Consider the following 19,629-nt stretch of genomic DNA (forward strand, 5'->3'; position numbering starts at 1 on the left):
GAATACAGACTGACATGATTTCGATTTAGTCCTATTCTTCCCGTCATTAATCTGAATCCTTCAGAAAAAGGGCCAGATACTAAATTTTACGGTAAATTCAGCATTTGGCAATCTTTTTTGAATTCACTGTTTTTGGGTTTCCCAAGAATCCGCCAGTTGCGCTCTCCAACCGAGAGAAAGAAGCACAATATTCTTTTTTGAACGGTAGAACTCAAACAACACAATGGCAGTTAAATTCGGGACACCGGAAATGATTTCTTGATACTGGTCTTTAGTCATCATCACCAAACGTGTTGATTGTTGAACGTCTCTCTTCAGTTCTTCAAGCGCCAAGGAATCTTCAAGACCCTCCCCCACGATTCGTGAACGACCATGGAGATAGTCCCAATAGAATTCATCTTCATCCTCCCGCCAATCCCATGACTGAAACACCGATATGGGATCCGTTTGTTTATTTAAGCGCCGTTGATTTTCGTCAAAGGCCAGCCTGGGAGAGCCTTCCGCTTGGATACCAGGAATAATAAATCCTGTCACCGTCACCATAAGGGCCACGCCCAACACCCCCACACCCACCAGGCCCATTCGCAAATAATTCTTGACAGCCAGTCCAACCATCATCAGGCCTAACATGCATAATCCCACACGAAGGATCAAAGGAATGACGTCCAATGGGACATGCCATTTTTTTTGCAACAGTATAGGCCCAAGAAATACCGAAACCACAAAAATGCCACCCAAACATGCTAACAAGCCCCTCAACATGCCCTTTCCTTCCGAAACTGGCGCTTCATACAGCAGTCGATGATATACATAGCCGACCAACAAACCAAATGCCGGCAGGAGAGGCATGAGATACCGTTCATGCTTTTCTGGCGCCAAACTCAACGCCACAAAATACACTACGACCCAGAGAAAGACCCACAATTCTTTCGGCGACTCAACCCAGGGACGACGTTTCCATAGGAGAAAAAGGCCAACTGGAAGTAAGGCCGACCAGGGGAAAAAATCGAACCAGATCACTAGGCCATACCAAAAAATTGGACGTTTTCCCCAATACGCCTCCCACGCAGAATGTTGTTGATCGCCAGATACGCTGATCATGCGTTTAAGATTTTCTTCAAAGAAAAAGTGCTGCCTGAATTCGGGCCCAAGTAACAGGTAGTAGCCGGCGAGTAACAAGCCACTCACCACGACTCCGACCCAAAATTTTGGTTCCCGGAACACTTGCCGGTCACGGCGCATCCATAAGAATATCCCCATCACCAGAACCGGCAAGGCCAGGGCATGTAACGTTTTGACCATCGAACCCAACGCCAACGCCACAAAGGCGACTAGATACCACCACTGTGATGATTCCTGAAAATATGCTCGAGCCCAGGCATACATCCCCAACGTCATACAAAAAGTTAACACAGGATCGATAATGGCCAAGGGACCAAACCACAAGCCGGCATAACAGGTCGCGCATACTAGGGCGCCCCAAAATCCTGCCATTTCTGAAAACAATAAGCGGCCCAAGAAATAGGTCGTGATCATCGTTCCCAAACTGGATACAATCGATGGCAACCGTAACGCGGATTCACTCCATCCCAAGCTATGAATAAATCCAGCTTGTAGCCAAAAGAAAAGAGGCGGTTTATTAAAATACGGCTCTCCCCGCAACCAAAGATGCACATAATCCTCAGCCGCCATCATGGTGTGGGTGATAATGGCGTACAAACCCTCGGTTTCCCCGAACAGAGAAATAGAGGCATTGGAGCTAAATGCCAAAAAACCAATGACTAGAAGAAGCGAAATATGGATAGCGGGGCGTTCAAGGAACGCCATCCAGGAGGTATTCATTAGAAAAGAGAGGATATTTCACTGCCCATGATGATCATTACCGACAAAAAACGTTGGCACACCCTACAACAAAAACCCTGGATTTGTTAACTCAAGCGACTTTTGGACCAACTCATTTCTACGAATCCCGGAAATGGGTAGTAACCCGGACTTGGTGAATGGGCAACAATACTTTAATGCTTGCGCTAATTGAAGATATGCCATGCATTAGCAGGAAGGAAAAAATACAACAGAAGAATCGGGATTTCCTGGTGTGTGATTGGCTTCGATATTACGTATACACATGATGCCCTACGAATGGGGAGTGGGGAAACTACCATCATCAAGGAAACTGGGGAAATCTGAATGGTGCGCCCGGAGGGACTTGAACCCCCAACCCTCGGCTCCGAAGGCCGATGCTCTATCCAATTGAGCTACGGACGCATGAGGAATTGACTTTATACATCCCACCAAGGTTCCCGTCAACCAATCTCTCATTTAGCCAGGCTATCCTGGGTGTTCCCTCGTCTTCATATCCCTATTAAAGCATGTGCTCACCTGGGCCCACCCCTCTGGGGAATAGTCACGAAAACTCCTTTTGGGTTGAAATGGGCTTGAGCAAGATACTTTTTCCTATTTCTGAACGTCAGGAATCAAATGATACGTACCGAACAGTTGGCCTCTGATACCATCATGTTTCATGTGCAAGGGCAGTTTAATAAACAAGTTGCCAAAGAATTGAGTTTGATGGTCTTTCATTCTTATCACTTAGGGTGTAAGACCTTCCTTTGCAATCTTAGCCTGGCCAAGGCGCTTGATAAGGATGCGTATTCGCAATTGACTGTGATAGCAGAAGGGTTACGGGATAAAGGAAGGAATTGGCGAGTAATTTCCCCTCCTTCTTCCAGCGGAAACCAGCTTATCCTCCGAACGAGTCTTCAGTTTCTTGTTCCTGCAAACTTAAATTAATTACTCTTCTCTAAGAAAGATCCTATCGACCATCCTTCTGCGATAAAAAATCCTTGCGTGGCTCGACTCTTTCCCAAATCCTTTTAGAATTCACCTCATCACCCAAGAATTAAGCGATCTCGCATTTGGTAATCCCTGTAGACCGACGCCCCAAAATCGCTCATATTTTTGGAAATAGAGCTCCGTCCAAAAATTGGGAGTATGAGGGGAGGATGAAGTTGCCCCAAAGAAGACCGAGGCACCATTCCGATTAATCCCGGAGGAAATTTCTCTGCGACTATTTTCCAGCTAAACTCCCCCTGGGTAAGCTTTGGGTATCCTGCGCAGTTATGATGAAAGGATTAATACGATTCAGGGGTAGGAAGATCGATTTCGGATTGGGTGGCTTCAGGCACAAGTCTTTCTAATCGGCGATGATAGTCACGAAGACGTTGTTGTTGAGGTGGAGTGAATTTAATAGTTTCCTGATTGTGCAATTCCACCAACTGTTCAACGCATTGCAACAGGGGAGGCACGGCATCAAATACTTTTCCCGCCTCAAAAGCTTCTAAGGATTCGACAAATAATGGAGGGAGAGTTTTGTATGTGACTCCCACTCGGTCGCGAAATCGATAGACCGTAGTTTCATACGCATCGACTGCCTCCGGTGTTGGACGAATTCCACCAGATAATGCCAGCATGGACTTGGCCGGGACTTTTGCTGCAAAGGCCGCCAGACCGGCAATCAGTTCTCCTAATGTGTCAACCACCTGCCCGGGTTCCAGTTTTGCCTCTTTATTCATATCTTGAAATCTACTCCAATCGCTTGCCTGCTTGTCAAGACAATCATTCGTCTTCCTTACCCTTCAAGGCATTCAGTACGGTCATCATATCTTCCGGCAACTCCGCTGAAAATGTCACCATTTTGTGAGAAACAGGATGGACGAAACCAAGAACTTTGGCATGCAACATCACACGGGGAATGCCAATTCCCCCAACATCCATAACTTTTTTCCCTCCATAGGTTTGGTCACCCAAGATCGGACATCCGATAGCCTTGAGGTGAACTCGTAACTGATGCGTGCGTCCTGTGCCAGGGAATAATTCCACATGTGCCGCCGCTGCCCCAAATCGTTCTTTCACCCGGTAACTGGTCAGCGACTCCCTGGGATTGGTTGTGCGTGCGGAAAATGTTTTCCGGTCTTTGGTATCTCTTCCAATCGACAACTCAATCCGGCCTTCCCGTGTTTTTGGCCCTTCCCACACAAACGCCTCATAGACCCGAATAATGGAGTGGGCTTTGAATTGTCCCGCTAATATCCGGTGAGCCTGATCATTTTTCGCCACGACTAAGATCCCGGTCGTTTCCTTGTCAAGTCGATGCACCAACCCCGGACGTTCCTTTCCTCCAATAGTGGAAAGATGCCCTTCCCCGCTTTGCATGTGATGCAGGAGCGCATTAACCAAGGTCCCGGTCCAATGACCCGGAGCCGGATGAACCACAAGGCCGGCCGGTTTGTTGAGAACCAATAGGGATTCATCTTCATAGAGGATGATAAGGGGAATTGGTTCAGGATTGATCGCCACGGGCTCTGGACGCGGTACGACCAGCACAACGCAATCACCAGGCCTGACCTTGTGGCTGGGTTTCACAACCTGACCACCCACGGTAATATGGCCGTCTTCAATTAATCGTTGGAGGGCTGTTCGAGAAAAATAGGGTTCGCGATTGGCAAGAAAATGATCAAGGCGTTTGGGTGATTCGCCTGCGGTGACGATGAACTCCGTCCGCGTAGCGACATGCGGCATAGCAGATAAAAAAACGGGTCGATCGATTACTTTATATAAGACGAGAACCGGCCTGTTGGCGGTGCCGACCGGCAATTTTCTGCCGGAGGCGGGCCTTTTCCAAGCTGACGCGAGCTTCCTCAACTTCTGAGGGTAACCCGCCACGCTCCAGACGTTCTTCCGCTTTTCGAACGGCATCCTCGGCCCGTTCTACATTAATGTCTTCAGCCTTTTCGGCAATTTCGGCCAGAATCGTCACCTTGGTCGGCGTCACTTCAGCAAACCCCCAGAGCACAGCCATGTATTCAGTCTGTTCACCAATACGGTATTGAAGTTCGCCAATTCGCAAGGTAGTCAGAAAATGACAATGGCCAGGCAGGACACCGAAATCTCCCTCACTCCCAGGAGCAGACACGTAGTCGACTTCCTTACTGATCAAACGGTGATCGGGGGTGACCACCTCTAAAAGAATTTTCCCTGATGACGTCGCCACACCAGCACCTGCCATTAGCGTTTGTATCCGAGTTTTTCAGCTTTTTCGATGGCTTCTTCGATTGGCCCAACCATATAAAAGGCTTGCTCTGGAAGATCATCGTATTTACCATCCACGATTTCTTTGAAGCTTCGAACAGTATCAACGAGTTTCACATATTTCCCTGGGGAACCGGTAAAGGCTTCTGCCACGTGGAAGGGCTGAGAGAGAAACCGTTGAAGTTTCCTCGCCCTGGCCACCGTTTGCTTGTCGTCTTCGGATAATTCGTCCATGCCTAAGATGGCGATGATATCTTGAAGATCTTTATACCGTTGCAAAGTGCCTTGTACCCGTTGCACTACCTGGTAATGCTCGTCACCCAAAATATGGGGATCTAAAATTCTTGATGTGGAATCCAATGGATCGACCGCAGGATAGATGCCCAACTCGGCCAATTGGCGTGACAACACCGTGGTGGCATCCAAATGGGCAAACGCCGTTGCCGGGGCTGGGTCAGTCAAGTCATCAGCCGGCACATAAATCGCTTGAACCGAAGTGATGGATCCCTTCTTGGTCGATGTGATCCGTTCTTGTAAAGTCCCCATCTCCGTCCCCAACGTCGGTTGATACCCCACGGCTGATGGCATTCGACCGAGCAAGGCAGATACCTCGGATCCGGCTTGAGTAAATCGGAAGATGTTGTCGACAAAAAGCAGAACGTCCTGATGCTCCTCATCGCGGAAATATTCGGCGATAGTCAGTCCGGTGAGGCCTACCCTGAGGCGAGCTCCTGGTGGCTCATTCATTTGCCCATAAACCAAGGCGGCTTTTGATTTTGAAAAATCATGAGGATCAATGACCTTGGACTCCTGCATTTCATGCCAAAGATCATTACCTTCACGAGTCCGTTCACCGACTCCGGCAAAAACTGAAAACCCGCCATGGTGAAGGGCGATATTATTGATAAGTTCCATGATGATGACGGTTTTACCTACGCCGGCACCACCGAACAACCCGACCTTTCCCCCTTTGGCATAGGGCTCCAACAGGTCGATGACTTTAATTCCAGTTTCCAATATTTCGGTTTTGGTTTCCTGGTCCTCTAACGCAGGGGCTGGACGGTGAATGGACCACCGTTTTTCCGTTTTGACCGCACCGAAGCCATCAACAGGATCCCCCAAAACATTGACGACCCGTCCGAGGGTTTCCCGTCCAACGGGAACAGAAATCGCCGCACCGGTATCTTTCACCTCTAAACCACGGACCAATCCATCGGTCGAAGACATTGCCACGGCTCTTACCCGGTTTTCCCCAAGGTGCTGGGCCACTTCCAATGTAACCTGGATGTCCGACTGTCCGCTCTGATCTCCCGAGCGATGAGTGATCGTTATGGCATTAAAAATATGAGGAAGTTTCCCTGGAGGAAACTCCACGTCCACCACCGGTCCAATGACTTGAATGACTCTTCCATTTCCGACATCCGTACCCACCATAGTCTCCTTGGTTGAAAAAGATTGGTGAACGGTACACGGTACCCCGTGCCCGGCCATGATCAACCTTCGATTTATTTCAGGGCCTCTGCGCCTCCCACGATATCCATCAATTCTTTGGTAATCGCGGCCTGACGTGTTTTGTTATAAAATAAGGTGACCTTTTTGATTAATTCTCCGGCATTCCGTGTGGCCCCATCCATGGCCGTCATTCGTGCAGCCTGTTCCGCGGCAGCCGACTCTAATAAGACTCGATACGTCTGTATTTCAAAATGCTTAGGCAATAAGGTGGCTAACAATTCATTTTCATCGGGTTCATAGAGATAACTCCCAGCCGTCGCCGGCATCTCCCTTTCACCAGGTTCTTGGACCGATTCAATGGGTAGCAGCTTTTCAACGATCACCTGCTGCTGCATGACCGATTTAAATTCGTTATAGACCACATACAGTTGATCAAAGGTGCCTTCATAATATTGGGACACAATGTTTTGCCCGATATCCAGGGCATGCTCAAAACTGAGCCGATCAAAGACTCCTCCCCATTGTTGACGAATTTTCCAAGGGCGTCGTCTGAAAAAATCAATAGACTTCCTTCCGGCCAAACTGACCGAGACTTGTTTTCCCTGGCTGGTCTGCTCCTCCAAAAATTCAACGGCCTGCCGGAGAATATTGGTATTAAAGGCCCCGCAAAGCCCGCGGTCGCTTGTAACCACCAGAAGTTCGGTCGTATTCCCGTCACGTCGCTGCAGAAGAGGATGAGAGGCCCGATTAACCCGATCGCTCAGGTTCCCCATGACTTCTCGTAACTGATGGGAATAGGGCCTAGCCGCTAAAATACGATCCTGCGCGCGCTTCAACTTAGCCGCAGAAACCATTTTCATGGCTTTGGTTATCTTCTGCGTGTTTTTGACGGACGCAATTTTTCGTCGGAGACTTTGAAGACTTGGCATAACAAAAAAACTTTACCCGGCTTGATCGTAGCCTTTGGACTGTTTAAATTCGGAAATGATGCTTTTTAACTTACCCCCAAATTCCTCATCAATCTTCTTTTTGGTCACGATCTCTTCTCGCACATTGGGGTGTTTTTCTTTAATATAGGCTAACAGACCTTGCTCAAACTCCCGGATTTTATTTACAGGAACATTATCAAGAAACCCGTTCACCCCGGCATAAATTGACAACACCTGATCGGCCACAGCCAGCGGTTTATACTGTTCCTGTTTCAGCAGTTCGACCATGCGCGCACCTCTAGCCAATTGAGCTTGCGTAGCTTTATCCAATTCACTGCCAAATTGCGCAAAGGCTGCCATTTCCCGATACTGCGCCAAATCGAGCCGGAGAGTTCCAGCCACCTGCTTCATCGTTTTAATTTGCGCAGCCCCTCCAACCCGGGAAACTGATAGCCCAACGTTAATCGCCGGCCGAATACCGGAATAGAACAGGTCAGCTGCCAGATAGATCTGTCCATCAGTAATAGAAATCACATTTGTGGGAATATAGGCGGAGACGTCACCTGCCTGCGTTTCGATAATCGGCAATGCCGTCAAACTGCCGGCGCCTTTTTCATCACTCATCTTCGCGGCCCGCTCTAATAACCGGGAATGCAAAAAGAACACATCGCCCGGATAGGCTTCACGTCCTGGTGGACGTCGAAGAAGCAGAGAAAGCTGGCGGTAGGCGGTGGCATGTTTGGACAAATCGTCATACACGATAAGCGCATGCTTCCCATTGTCACGGAAATATTCGGCCATGGTCACGCCGGCATACGGTGCAAAAAATTGCAACGATGCCGAATCGCTAGCGGTGGCGGACACCACAGTGGTGTATTCCATAGCTCCATGATCCTCAAGGGTTTTCACCACTCGAGCTACCGTCGATCGTTTTTGCCCGATGGCCACGTAAAAACAAAACACACCCAGGCCTTTTTGATTGATGATAGTGTCAACCGCAATAGCGGTTTTCCCGGTCTGACGGTCTCCAATAATTAACTCCCGTTGACCTCGACCGACCGGAATCATGGCATCAATGGCTTTGAGCCCCGTTTGAAGCGGCTCTCCCACCGATTGCCGATCAACCACACCAGGTGCCCGAATTTCGATAAGGCGTGTCTCCGTGGTATTGATTGGACCCTTCCCATCAATGGGCTTCCCGATGGCATCCACAACACGACCCACCAGTGCCTCCCCAACCGGGACCTCGGCAATTCGTCCGGTGCGTTTCACCGGATCTCCTTCACGAATTCCCACATCTTCGCCCAGGAGCACCGCTCCGACACTATCTTCTTCCAAGTTCAAAGCCACTCCGTACACTCCACCAGGAAATTCCAACAACTCTCCTGCCATCGCCCCTTCCAAACCATAAACCTTGGCGATATTGTCACCCACCTGGATGACGTAGCCCATTTCTTTGACATCAACCCGTTGCTCAAATCCTTTGATTTTTTCCTTAATGATGGAGCTGATTTCTTCTGCTTTGATCTGCATGGATTATCCCTTCGTCAACTGATCGTGCATACCGGCTAGTCGACCCGATACCGTATTATCAAATACCCGGCTGCCAATTTTTATTCTCAATCCCGCAATAAGATGGGGATCTACCTCAAAAGCCACTTCGACTCCATGGTGTAGCGTTTGAGACAAGTCTTGCTTGATCTGTTCTTTCTCGGCCGCTTGTAATGGTTTGGCCGAGCCCACCCAGGCTTGCTGAACTCCCTGTTGTTGATCGGCCAATTCCACAAAGGCCTCTGAAATTTCAGGCAACAACATGGCTCGATTCTTTTTCAAAAGTTGAGTGAGGAAATCCCGCATGACCGGAGGGGCCTCCATCCTTTGACTCAATTCATTCAGGACAGCCTGTTTTTCCTCAAAATTAAAGACTGGTGAAGCGAGGACATGCTTCAGGGCAGGGGTTTCTTCCAAGCCTTGTTGCAATGCGCTTAAGGCACTTCGTGCGGGTTCAATACCCGATTTATCGAGCAGTTGGAAAAGCGCCGATGCGTATCGGCGCCCAATGGTGCTTTTATTCACAGTTTACAGAGATTCCAGGCAGCCACGTGTTGAACGGAATTGGGCGTGTGTTAAGCGGGTGAAACTAGCATGAGTGATGCAGCCTGTCAACCGGAAAGACCGGATGTAAAGGGAATTTTTTCTAATTCCCCATTATCGGTGGGGGCGCGCAGCTAAGTTGGTTTCTTCGCACATCTGAATATTTTTCTTGGGGGTTGGCCCTTGAATAATTCCACCTCCTAATACACGATCTCCAAGATAAAAAACCGCTGACTGGCCAGGACTCAAAGCCCGAACAGGCTCATCAAACGTTATTGTGATCGAAGTGGAATCTGACCATCGGTACGTAGCTGGGACTGGTGGGGAACTATAACGAAATTTCACATCAATTTTGTTTGCATGCTGCAATGACTCTGGAGAGAAAATATTCAAGTCTGCAACCAGGCATTCCCTGGAATCCAAATCTTCGGCAGGACCCAGGACCACCATATTCATGTCTGGAAGCACGCGCTGCACATACAAACGGCTTCCTCCGGCAATACCCAATCCTTTTCGTTGGCCGGGCGTATAAAAGGCCACGCCTTGATGCTGGCCAAGCTCTTTGCCATTTTCATCCACAAACGTACCGGGACTCGAAGCCTGTGGTGCATGCTGCTTGAGAAATTGTCGGTAATCACCCTGCGTCACAAAGCAAATTTCCTGGCTTTCTTTGAGTTCGTCTACCGGCAGGCCCATAGCCTCCGCTTCCCTCCAGACGTCAGGTTTTTCCATGTGCCCTAAAGGAAACATCATTTTTGAGAGCCAACTGGGCGGTATTCGATACAGAAAATATGATTGGTCTTTTTTGGTATCCTTCCCACGAACCAGGAGAGGGGTCCCTCCTTCATCGTGTTTGATATTGGCATAGTGGCCGGTCGCAATATAGTCAGCTCCAAGTTCATCGGCCACCTGGAAGAGACCTCCAAATTTCACTCGTTCATTACACCGAACACAGGGATTAGGCGTGGTTCCCTGGAGATACCCCCCAATGAAATCCTCAATGACTCCCTTTTGAAAACGTTCACGGGTATCGATGACCCTGTGAGAGATCCCTAATAATTCTGCCACATGTCTGGCTATTCCCACTTTACAGCATCCCCGTTCCTGCCAACGCTTGGAAACGGAGGTGTCATCTTCTTCCTCCCAGACTTTCAGAGTGACCCCGATAACTTCGTAGCCCTGCTGCTTCAATAATTTGGCAGCCACGGAGCTATCCACACCGCCACTCATGCCCAGGACAACCCTTTTTGAATCAGAGGCAGGCATTAGCGACTCAACGGCTCTGTTTCTAATTTTTTTTCTAATTTTTGCTCAACCTTGGGAATCGTCTTCCCTTGTCCATTGGAGAGGATCTTATGGTCCATGGGCGCTTCTAATTTTGGAGCGGAACCCATATCGCATTCCCCTTGGAAATACACGCCTTCTTCCATGGCAAAAATAGGGGTATGGACATCACCAATGAGCACCGCCGGCTTGAGGAGTTGGATTTTTGATTTTGCGGTAATCACACCCTCAATTCGGCCGCTGTTCACAATGGTTCCACCTGTGATAGTCCCTTTGATCACGGCACTTTCACCAATGATGAGGGTATCATCAATTGTGATTTCCCCTTCAAAGTTACCATCCACACGCACCGTGCCCTCAAATTGAGCCTTGCCCTTAAAATCAACACCCTTCCCCAGAAATGTATAAAATTCCTGCCCAAATCCTAATTCCTTTTTCTTTTCTTTTTCACCCCACATAAATCATTCCTCCTCTCATCCAGTAAAGAGCCCTCAAGTTGCACGCTAGGATCTCCATGTCCAACTGGGAACTAGCCGCCTATTTTTTGCAGAGATTGCATTTATTTCACCTTCACGGCTTCTTCTACCGAAATCACAAGTTTGGCTTCTTTGCCTTTTCGCTCTATTTTTTGGGGCATATTGCAGGTCCCATTAAACACCACTCCCTCATCCATCGAAAGAAGGGGGGAGGTAATTGTCCCTTCAAAGACAGCTGGGGATAACAATTTAACGCGATGCCTGGCTTCGACATCCCCTGTCAATTGTCCCTGACACATAATGGTTCCTGCATGAATCTTGGCAGCGATGACCGCTTTTTGCCCAATAATCAAATTGCCGTCGGTATAAATTTCACCCTCCAGTCGGCCATCCACCCGTACCGTGCCCTGATACCGAATGGTTCCTTTAAAGGTCACCTCTTCACCAACAAAGGCGATAATATCGCCTGATTCCTGCTGACTGGCTGAAGTCACCGGACTGTCCACCACGGCTGATTCCTTCTCCTGATCTTGACTCATTTCTCCCATATCCTGAGTGCTTTCTTCGCTTTTTTTGAAAAACATGAGCCTCTCCCTCCTCGATAACTGTGTGCTCCAATTTCTTCATGACTGACTCGATACCCGGTAATATTAGCTCCACCATTTGTCATCATCATGATCCTATAACATCTTAAAGGAGGGCCCATTCGCTCAGAAGCCATCCGTTGGATTATTCAAATTCTATTCCATAACCAATGAAGCAATCCGATCCAGTTCATCATCGGAAAAATAATGGATGACGACCTGCCCTCCCCTGACTCCCGCCTTCACCTGGACTTTAGTACCCAAGCGTTTTCGAAATTGCTCTTCCAGGTTTCGAAACCTATTGGGTTCCTCTTTTTTCGATTTGGACCCTTTACCTTTTCTCTGCACGGAAATTATCTGCTCAATTTGGCGAACAGAGAGTTGCTCGGAAACAATTTTCCTTGCAACCTGGATTTGTGCTGCTGGAGTAGGCAGGCCCGCTAATACCTTCGCGTGCCCTAGACTGATGACTCCCGCCTCAATGTACTCTTGGACATCCTTTGGCAGCGTGAGCAGCCTCACAATATTCGCGATGGAGGAACGATCCTTACCCACAGAGCGTGAAACCAGATCCTGAGTTAGACCGAATTCCCCCATTAATCGGGAATAGGCCTTAGCCTCCTCCATGGGATTGAGATTTTCACGTTGAATATTTTCTACCAGCGCAATCGCCAAGGCCTTTTCATCGTTGGAATTCCTCACTAGGACAGGAATGGTTTGCAGCCCGGCAATTTTTGCCGCTCGAAACCGGCGCTCCCCGGCAATCAGTTCGTACATGCCATCGCCTTTTCTCCTGACCACAATCGGCTGCAGTACGCCATGCTCTTTGACGGATTGCGCTAATTCATCTAATTCCGCCTCCAAAAATGTCGTTCTGGGCTGGTAGCGGTTCGGGAGAATCTGGTCCAGTGGTATCATGGAGACCGCTTGACCATCCTGCTCCACTTTCCAGACAAGAGTCTTTTTTTCAGGAAGTAGGGCCTGTAGCCCTTTACCTAACGCTTTCTTTTCCATTCCTCAAAATCTCCTTGGCGAGGTCAAGATAGGCCTTGGCTCCACTAGACGCGGCATTATAGGATAAAACCGCCTTCCCATGACTCGGTGCTTCAGCCAATGCCACATTCCTTGGGATAACAGTCTGAAAGACTTTATCTGCAAAAAATCCTCGAATTTCATCTTGCACCTGCCGCGAAAGATTAATTCTTGAATCATACATCGTCAACACAATGCCTTGAATAGCGAGCTCCGGATTAAATGACTCCCGAATTCTTTCGACATTTCCCAATAAACGACCCAATCCTTCCATGGCATAATACTCACATTGCACGGGAATGATCAGGTCAGAGGCCGCAACAAGAGCATTGATGGTCAAAAGACCGAAGGCAGGCGGACAATCAATGATGATAAAATCAAAGTCCACAACTCCATCCAACACATTTTTCAGAATAGTTTGACGGTCCTGTAGATTGGACAGTTCAATTTCCGCACCGACCAAATCGCCCTTTGAGGCCACCACACTAAATCCATTTATATTAGTAGGTAAAATTACGCTATCAACCAAGCGCCTATCCATTAAGCATTCATAAATAGTTGCGCCTTGAGGGTCAATTGACAAACCGCTAGTCGCATTAGCCTGTGGGTCCAAATCAATCAATAAAACAGATTTTCCAGATATAGCCAAAGCCGCGCCCAGATTGATAGACGTCGTGGTTTTTCCAACCCCGCCTTTCTGATTGGCAATAGCAATGGTCTGCTTCAACATAATCAAATAAACATCATTATGAGCAATCGTTCCACGTGGAACATGGTTATTGCTGCTTATGATTTATATTTCAAAACCGACAAGACACGGCTTCCATACCCAAACGGTAAATCATAGGAAAATTCTTCAAACACTAGCATCCCCTTGAGTCGAGAATGATTGTCAATATTTTTCGAACGAAATACAACTAGTTTTCCATCTTTTTTCAAAATACGGTCAAGATGCGGCAGGACGTGGTCTACATTAACTCCTTTACAAATGGCGACATTACACTTTTCTTCATGCACCGCCCTAGAATCAAAGTCTTCCAACCGCCGTGGTAGAACAGAAATTTTTGGCAAATTAAGCTTCCCAATTATGTTATGGAGGAAAGCTATCTTATTAGATCTGGGTTCCATTAATACAACATCAAGAGCAGGCAAAGCCAACTTAAGTGGTATGCCAGGGAAACCACCACCCGTTCCAATATCAACAATCTTGACATCAGGATTATTTCCAAGCACCAAATGTCCCGCCAACGAATCGACAAATAACAAAATGGTCCGCTCGCTGTCTGTGCGAAGACCTGTCAGATTAATTGAACGGTCCCAGCGACGCAATTCATCATAATACAGACCAAATTTCCAAAGTATTTCCTCAGAAAATGAAAGCCCCAGCTTGTGAGCTCCCTGAATGAAATGTTCTAGAAAATTAAAAGGTTGATCGCTTTGTTCCACGTGGAACATCTCATTTTTCATGAAACATAAAATAAAGAAATTTCATGGGATTTTTAAATTAAAAAGCAAAAGAATCAAAACCATAGGGTGGCTGAAGATAAGCCAATAAAAACTAGCTGGCCTTTTTATGTTTTTCCACGGCAACAAGGAGAAGGGACATGGCGGCAGGAGTCATTCCAGAAATTCGTGAAGCCTGACCGATTGATGAAGGGCGCACTTTCTTGAGTTTTTCAATAACTTCATGTGAAAACCCTTTGATATCATCATAGTTAAAGTTTTCTGGAACATGGCGATGCTCAAGCTTTTTAAATTGTCCAATGAGTTGTTCCTGCCGCTTAATATACCCCTCATACTTGATGGTTATTTCAATAGCCTCGATGACGTCAGGATTATCCTCTTTTGTTCCATTTATAAACTGAGCCAAATGATGATATGAGACTTCAGGCCTTCGAAGAAGTTGTGCGAGCGACGAATTGGGGGCAAAGCTTTCCATTGGAATCATGCCCTCAAGGACCAAACCTGATGATCTTGGAGCAGTGGAATGAAGTCTCTGTATTTCCCGCTCGATCTTTCCCTTTTTTTCCTGAAAGGTATTGAAAGTTCTCTCAGGCACAAGCCCGATACGATATCCATGCTCCGTTAAACGGAAGTCAGCATTATCCTCTCTTAAAAGCAAACGATACTCAGCTCTTGAGGTAAACATTCTATAGGGTTCACGTGCATCTTTTGTGATTAAATCATCAATTAATACACCAATATACGCCTGTGACCTATCTAAAATAAGCGGATTCTCACCCTTCACCTGAAGAGCAGCGTTAATTCCCGCCATAATTCCCTGCGCCGCAGCTTCTTCGTAGCCAGATGTCCCATTTATTTGCCCGGCATGAAAGAGTCCTTTAACAAGTTTGGTTTCCAAGGTTTCATGAAGCTGTCGTGGGGGGAAGTAATCATATTCAATGGCATAGCCTGGTCTAAGAAAAACCGCCCGCTCAAGACCCGGTATCGTTCGAACAAAGGCCTGCTGTACGTCCACCGGCAGGCTGGTAGAAATCCCATTGGGGTAGAATGAGCGTGACTCAAGGGTTTCAGGTTCCATGAAAATCTGATGTCTGTTTTTGTCAGAAAACCGGACCACTTTATCTTCAATCGAGGGGCAATAGCGCGGCCCTGTTGACTCAATGATTCCGCAGTACATCGGTGATCTATCAAGATTTTCTCTTATAATTCGATGAGTTTCCTCATTCGTATAGGTAATATGGCATTGAATTTGTGGGTTGGGAATGTGAGTGGTTCGCATAGAAAATGGTCGAGGAACCGAATCCCCAGGCTGCGGAATCATGACGCTGAAATCTATTGAATCTCTATCTATCCTCGGAGGGGTTCCTGTTTTTAATCGCCCGATTTCAAACCCAAAATCTCTCATGCAATCCGATAGATTCTCTGCAGAGGGCTCACCGGCTCGCCCGCCTGGAAGATGATTCAACCCAATATGCATCAGACCCTTCAAAAAGGTCCCCGATGTCAGGACAACCGCTTTTGTGAAAATAGTTTCCCCGCTATTGGTCATGACACCATTGACCGCCCCGCCCTGTGTCAAAATCCGATTAACCGTGCCTTGAATCATTGATAGATTATCTTGTCTGCTTACCGTCTCCTGCATGCGATTGGCATAAAGCTGTTTGTCACACTGGACTCGCGTGGCACGCACGGCCGGTCCTTTCCGCATATTGAGCACACGGAATTGAATGCCGGATTGGTCGGTGTTCCATCCTATTTCTCCACCAAGAGCATCGATTTCCTTGACGAGATGGCCCTTCCCAATCCCTCCGACGGCGGGATTACATGGCATCGTGGCGATTTTTTTGGAATCAATGGTTAGCATCACCACCCTACATCCCATCCTGGCGGCCGCAAGGGCAGCCTCACACCCGGCATGACCTCCTCCGACGACGACAATGTCACATTCCATACTCATTGGTTCTCATCCGTAGTGTTATGAAAAATTTTCCAGGTATGATTTTTACTTCCCAATGCAAAATTCTCGAAAGATTTGATCCAAAATATCCTCATTCGTGATTGCACCGACAATTTCTCCAAGAGCATTCAGAGCCATCCGTAATTCTAATGCAACACATTCGGCTGAAAGCCCATCATCTATGGCCAATAAAGCGTTTTTCAAGGACTCTCCCGCATTCTGAAGTAGGGTTTTATGTCTCAGCCGTGAGACGAGCACTGAATCACCGGCCTCAAATTGGCGACCAACAGCCAGGCTTTTGATGGCTTGTTTCAAATTATCAAGTCCTTCGCCGCTTAAAGCAGAGACTTCGACATACCTCTTCCCTCCCCCAGAACTATTTTCAGAATTTTTTTTTGGTTGGCTGACAATACCCTGCAGTTCTTTCTGAGAAAATTTGGGCGGTAAATCGATTTTATTGAGCACCATAACGCAGGGTTTTTCATAATATCTTTCAATAAAAAATAAGTCTTTTTCATTAAGTGTTGAGCTTCGATCAAATGCCATGATCAACACGTCCGCTTCTTCAATGGCCTGAGTAGCGCGATTCATTCCTTCATTTTCTAATTCATCCGTCGTTTCTCGTAATCCGGCAGTATCAAAGAGCCGTATCATGACTCCTTCGACCATAATAGCCTCTTCGAGTACATCACGCGTGGTCCCAGGAATATGAGATACAATAGCTCGATTGGTTCCCAGTATGCCATTTAACAAACTGGACTTTCCTACATTGGGTCGCCCGATAATGACCGTGCGAATGCCTTCTCGAATCATTCGGCCCTCTTCGGCGGATTCCAATAGTCGGAAGATTTCTCGCAAGACCTCCTGTGTAGTATGCTTGAGCTCGCTCTGGTCAATAAACTGGATATCATCATCCACAAAATCCATTCCGGCTTCCAAGTGGGCAACCAGTTTCACGAGACGGTCCCGTTGATGTTGGATGACCATAGATAGCCTCCCCTGTAGGTGCTCCTGGGCTATTCTTAAACTTTGAAGAGAATTGGCGCGTATGGTATCTAAGACCCCTTCCGCTTGTGTTAAATCCATCCGACCGTTCAAAAAACTCCGCTTCGTAAACTCCCCAGGTTCAGCCAATCTGGCGCCAGCCTGGGTTAAGGCTTCGCAAATGGCGTTCACGATGACCGGCCCTCCATGGGCATGTACTTCAACGACATCTTCTCCCGTATAGGATCGTGGGGCTCGCATCGTGACTACCAGGACCTCATCCAATGCCGAGGGAATCTCTCTTCCCACAATTTCCCCATGTTCACGAGGGTTCCAAACAAATTGCCCAAGGTACAACTGGTAGGGCTTGATCTGTTCAAGAGGTTTACCGGAGCGTAATCGAAGAATACTCGAGGCAACAGGTAGGGCGTGAGTTCCACTGACTCGAACGATCCCCACTCCCCCTTCGCCCATGGGGGTGGCTACGGCACAGATGGTGTCGTCTAAAGAGCCCATAAGTTTAGACCGAGGCAGGATTAGGATTTAGAGGAAGAGCCCGAGGGAGATGACGAACGTTTCTTTTTTCCGGTTTCCAAAGCAGGTTCGCTCCCTTTGGGAGATTGATCCGTAGACCCACCTCTCGGTTTTTTCAATATATACCTGTCGGTGACAAACTGCTGAGTCACGGTCAGCACATTATTGGTGACCCAATATAACACCAAACCTGCGGGAAAGGTTATAAACAAAAAGGTCAACCCTACGGGAAGAATCATCATCATTTTCGCCTGAGTGGGGTCCATCGTGGTGGGCATAATTTTTTGTTGGACGACCATCGAAATCCCCATCAGCACAGGCAGCACATAATACGGATCTTGGGCAGAAAGGTCTGTAACCCACAGCATAAAGGGGGCCTGGCGGAGATCGATCGTCATATACAAAATGTTAAAGAGGGCAACAAACACCGGCATCTGCAACACCATGGGAAGGCATCCACCGACGGGATTCACTTTATGCTCTTTATAGAGCTTCATCAGCTCCTGGTTGAGTTTTTCCTTGTTATCTTTAAATTTCTCCTGTAGTGCCAGAACCTTGGGTTGGATGGTTTGCATCCCTTGCATTGATTTATAACTTTTGTATTGCAAGGGAACAAATAACAATTTAATCCCTACGGTCAGTAAAATAATGGCCACTCCATAATTATGGGTATAGTCATAGATGAACCGTAAAACTGAAAACAGCGGCTTCGCCACGGCTTTCACAATGCTCCAACTGCCATAAATAAACCATCCAAAATCAATGGTATCTTCCAACCCGATTTCGAAAGACTTGAGGACATCGTATTTTTTGGGACCAGCGTACAATTTTGTCTTATGGACTTGTTCCCCAGATCCCCCCGGAAGAGACATGCCAGCAGAGACAACCATTTCGGTTTCAAGCTTAGAATACAGGCCGTTCGCATTTTCCGGGATAAACACACTCATAAAATATTTATCCTGAAGGGCTAACCACCTGACAGGACCATCGCGTCGCAGGATCGGAGCATCTGCATCGGGAGACAATTTTTCCATTTCATTCCCGACCATCCAGGCAGATCCCAGTAATCCAATGAATCCCTGACCCCATTCCACCACACCAAAATTGGTGCCCAAAAGCACATCGATGTCATTTGAAATCCCCCTGGTGCGAATAATGATATCCACCACATAGGAATCGTAATGAAATGTGAGTTCCTTTTGGAGCCACAGATCGGATTCAGAAGACGAATGGGTTAAGAGCACTTTACCGGTGGGATGCGATTCATCTAATTCGTTAAAATCCTTTTGGATCTGAAAGTTCCCCTGACGAAGACCCCGAGTCTCCTCTTCGTTTCCCTTGACCTGCACCGTGAGTGGCTCGGGAAACTGTCCATTTGGATATACCAATTGAACGGGAACATTCGCCTCTGTCTGAGTGAGATATTTTTTTAACTCCCAGGAGGTGATGACTCCTCCTTGACCGGAAATATCAGCTCGAAAAAGCGGGGTTTCAACGACGACGATCTCTTCAGTAAGCAATGGCTCAGCAGAAGGAATAGAGGAGGATATCGAAGAGGGTTCAGATAAAGAAGAAGAGGTGGTGGTCTCAGCATCCGCCCCTTTTTGCGGCAAAGTGGTTGTAACCTCTTGGTCGATGATCGGACTGGTAGAGAATGGAGAATATCCCAACTCCTTCAGGAGCAGGTCATACCCAAAGATAATCCCTAGGGAAAGAACAAGGAAAAGGACGACGCGCTTTTCCATTTTTCT

At 47.5% G+C, this 19,629-nt stretch carries 18 protein-coding genes and 1 tRNA gene; 1 reads left to right on the forward strand and 18 read right to left on the reverse strand.

Features of this window, described 5'->3' with window-relative positions; genetic code table 11:
* Window positions 1-123: 123 nt before the first annotated feature.
* A complete protein-coding gene (locus PQG83_RS15410; RefSeq protein WP_312742869.1) occupies window positions 124-1,827 on the reverse strand; it encodes an ArnT family glycosyltransferase in 1,704 nt (567 codons plus the stop codon).
* Window positions 1,828-2,188: 361 nt separating this feature from the next.
* Window positions 2,189-2,265: transfer RNA gene (locus PQG83_RS15415), tRNA-Arg, on the reverse strand.
* A gap of 213 nt (window positions 2,266-2,478) precedes the next feature.
* On the opposite strand from PQG83_RS15415, the gene PQG83_RS15420 reads away from it, so the two are divergent.
* Complete coding sequence (locus tag PQG83_RS15420; protein WP_312742871.1) at window positions 2,479-2,790, forward strand: hypothetical protein; 312 nt, start codon at window positions 2,479-2,481, stop codon at window positions 2,788-2,790.
* Window positions 2,791-3,131: 341 nt separating this feature from the next.
* Here the strand turns inward: PQG83_RS15420 and PQG83_RS15425 are convergent, their stop codons facing one another.
* The 16 genes from PQG83_RS15425 to yidC all read right to left on the reverse strand — a co-directional run bounded on the left by PQG83_RS15425 (window position 3,132) and on the right by yidC (window position 19,623).
* Complete coding sequence (locus PQG83_RS15425) at window positions 3,132-3,572, reverse strand: hypothetical protein (RefSeq protein ID WP_312742872.1); 441 nt, start codon at window positions 3,570-3,572, stop codon at window positions 3,132-3,134.
* A gap of 43 nt (window positions 3,573-3,615) precedes the next feature.
* Complete coding sequence (locus PQG83_RS15430) at window positions 3,616-4,653, reverse strand: RluA family pseudouridine synthase (protein ID WP_312742873.1); 1,038 nt, start codon at window positions 4,651-4,653, stop codon at window positions 3,616-3,618.
* On the reverse strand, window positions 4,610-5,050 hold the full coding sequence (locus tag PQG83_RS15435; protein ID WP_312742875.1) for a F0F1 ATP synthase subunit epsilon: 441 nt from the start codon (window positions 5,048-5,050) through the stop codon (window positions 4,610-4,612). The genes PQG83_RS15430 and PQG83_RS15435 overlap by 44 nt, the downstream gene beginning before the upstream one ends.
* A gap of 14 nt (window positions 5,051-5,064) precedes the next feature.
* Window positions 5,065-6,522: a F0F1 ATP synthase subunit beta gene (gene atpD / locus PQG83_RS15440; protein ID WP_312742877.1), complete on the reverse strand. Its 1,458-nt coding sequence runs from the start codon at window positions 6,520-6,522 to the stop codon at window positions 5,065-5,067.
* 71 nt (window positions 6,523-6,593) lie between these two features.
* Window positions 6,594-7,469 carry an ATP synthase F1 subunit gamma gene (atpG, locus tag PQG83_RS15445; protein WP_312742879.1) on the reverse strand — a complete coding sequence of 292 codons (876 nt, stop codon included), beginning with the start codon at window positions 7,467-7,469 and terminating at the stop codon, window positions 6,594-6,596.
* Window positions 7,470-7,481: 12 nt separating this feature from the next.
* Window positions 7,482-9,002 carry a F0F1 ATP synthase subunit alpha gene (atpA, locus tag PQG83_RS15450; RefSeq protein ID WP_312742881.1) on the reverse strand — a complete coding sequence of 507 codons (1,521 nt, stop codon included), beginning with the start codon at window positions 9,000-9,002 and terminating at the stop codon, window positions 7,482-7,484.
* A 3-nt stretch (window positions 9,003-9,005) separates the two neighbouring features.
* Window positions 9,006-9,545 carry an ATP synthase F1 subunit delta gene (atpH, locus tag PQG83_RS15455; protein WP_312742882.1) on the reverse strand — a complete coding sequence of 180 codons (540 nt, stop codon included), beginning with the start codon at window positions 9,543-9,545 and terminating at the stop codon, window positions 9,006-9,008.
* A 132-nt stretch (window positions 9,546-9,677) separates the two neighbouring features.
* Complete coding sequence (gene mnmA / locus PQG83_RS15460) at window positions 9,678-10,829, reverse strand: tRNA 2-thiouridine(34) synthase MnmA (RefSeq protein WP_312742884.1); 1,152 nt, start codon at window positions 10,827-10,829, stop codon at window positions 9,678-9,680.
* Window positions 10,829-11,305: a bactofilin family protein gene (locus PQG83_RS15465; RefSeq protein ID WP_312742886.1), complete on the reverse strand. Its 477-nt coding sequence runs from the start codon at window positions 11,303-11,305 to the stop codon at window positions 10,829-10,831. The genes mnmA and PQG83_RS15465 overlap by 1 nt, the downstream gene beginning before the upstream one ends.
* A gap of 101 nt (window positions 11,306-11,406) precedes the next feature.
* A complete protein-coding gene (locus PQG83_RS15470) occupies window positions 11,407-11,907 on the reverse strand; it encodes a bactofilin family protein (protein ID WP_312742888.1) in 501 nt (166 codons plus the stop codon).
* A 156-nt stretch (window positions 11,908-12,063) separates the two neighbouring features.
* Complete coding sequence (locus PQG83_RS15475; protein WP_312742891.1) at window positions 12,064-12,921, reverse strand: ParB/RepB/Spo0J family partition protein; 858 nt, start codon at window positions 12,919-12,921, stop codon at window positions 12,064-12,066.
* Window positions 12,899-13,669: a ParA family protein gene (locus tag PQG83_RS15480; protein ID WP_312742894.1), complete on the reverse strand. Its 771-nt coding sequence runs from the start codon at window positions 13,667-13,669 to the stop codon at window positions 12,899-12,901. Before PQG83_RS15480 ends, PQG83_RS15475 begins: the two co-directional genes overlap by 23 nt.
* 56 nt (window positions 13,670-13,725) lie before the next feature.
* Window positions 13,726-14,385, reverse strand: a complete 660-nt coding sequence (gene rsmG / locus PQG83_RS15485; protein WP_312742897.1) for a 16S rRNA (guanine(527)-N(7))-methyltransferase RsmG — start codon at window positions 14,383-14,385, stop codon at window positions 13,726-13,728.
* Window positions 14,386-14,497: 112 nt separating this feature from the next.
* Window positions 14,498-16,360, reverse strand: a complete 1,863-nt coding sequence (gene mnmG, locus PQG83_RS15490; protein WP_312742899.1) for a tRNA uridine-5-carboxymethylaminomethyl(34) synthesis enzyme MnmG — start codon at window positions 16,358-16,360, stop codon at window positions 14,498-14,500.
* 45 nt (window positions 16,361-16,405) lie between these two features.
* The gene (mnmE, locus tag PQG83_RS15495; RefSeq protein ID WP_312742901.1) at window positions 16,406-17,860 is read right to left on the reverse strand and encodes a tRNA uridine-5-carboxymethylaminomethyl(34) synthesis GTPase MnmE; all 1,455 of its coding nucleotides are present in this window, start codon (window positions 17,858-17,860) and stop codon (window positions 16,406-16,408) included.
* A gap of 20 nt (window positions 17,861-17,880) precedes the next feature.
* A complete protein-coding gene (gene yidC, locus PQG83_RS15500; RefSeq protein ID WP_312742904.1) occupies window positions 17,881-19,623 on the reverse strand; it encodes a membrane protein insertase YidC in 1,743 nt (580 codons plus the stop codon).
* Window positions 19,624-19,629: the final 6 nt, after the last annotated feature.

Origin of the sequence: Candidatus Nitrospira neomarina (assembly GCF_032051675.1) — a bacterium.
GTDB lineage: Bacteria > Nitrospirota > Nitrospiria > Nitrospirales > UBA8639 > Nitrospira_E > Nitrospira_E neomarina.